The organism is Psychrobacter sp. T6-1, from assembly GCF_052258445.1.
This window is the reverse complement of the sequence record NZ_JBQQFC010000662.1, coordinates 1-768: the sequence shown is the minus strand read 5'-3', so window position 1 is coordinate 768 and position 768 is coordinate 1. Positions and strand designations below refer to the sequence as shown.

1 protein-coding gene and 1 pseudogene are annotated in these 768 nt (G+C 41.1%); both read left to right on the top strand.

The features are described 5' to 3' along the window. Positions 1-324: LysR substrate-binding domain-containing protein (locus ACTXGO_RS15250; protein ID WP_443575112.1), on the top strand; the 324-nt coding region annotated here is incomplete at its 5' end. Positions 325-492: 168 nt separating this feature from the next. After that, positions 493-768, top strand: a pseudogene (locus ACTXGO_RS15245) (DUF302 domain-containing protein); the annotation flags it as partial.

Sequence of the window (768 nt, the reverse complement as noted above, 5' to 3'; positions counted from 1 at the left end):
ACTCGTGACTATTGGCATTTTATAGATTTTAAAAAAACAGATTCTAGAAAAGACGCTGATAAAGAAAAAAACCTGCGCGTGTTTGGCACTGTGCAATATAACAGTGGTCACAGCCTAGTTGATGCCGCTTTAAAAGGTCTGGGTATCGTGCAGCTACCTGATTATTATGTGCAAAAATACTTAGCATCAGGCGCGCTGGTCAGCTTACTAGATAACTATAGAGAGCCTGAAGAAAGTATCTGGGCCGTCTATCCGCACAACCGTCATTTATCACCAAAGATTCGATTGCTCGTAGATTATCTGGCGGAGCGTTTGGCTGTGTAATTAGTTTTGGCTTAGTCATTCTTTTAGAGGTGTTGTCATGCGACCCTTTACTATGCGTAGTTTATTACGCACAATGTTATGAAGCACAATGTTATGGTTCACAATGAATATTCGATGTTGTCAGCCATCACTCGCTGAATAAACGACCACAATAAAAAAGGACTTTTTATGCTTAAAATTATCTCTATCGCTGCTCTAGCTTTGGCTGTATCCTCTTGCGCCAGTGTTGAAAATATTTTAAACGCGTCAGACAAGGGGCAGTCAACGCCAAAAACGATGGCTGCTATTAATGCTGAGAAGGGTTTGGTGACGATGCAAAGTAATCACTCCGTTCAAGATACTGCGGATAAACTGGCATCGATTATTAAAAGTAAAGGCATGAAGGTGTTTGCGCGCGTCGATCATCAGAAAAATGCGCAAGGTGTTGATTTAACATTAAGACCC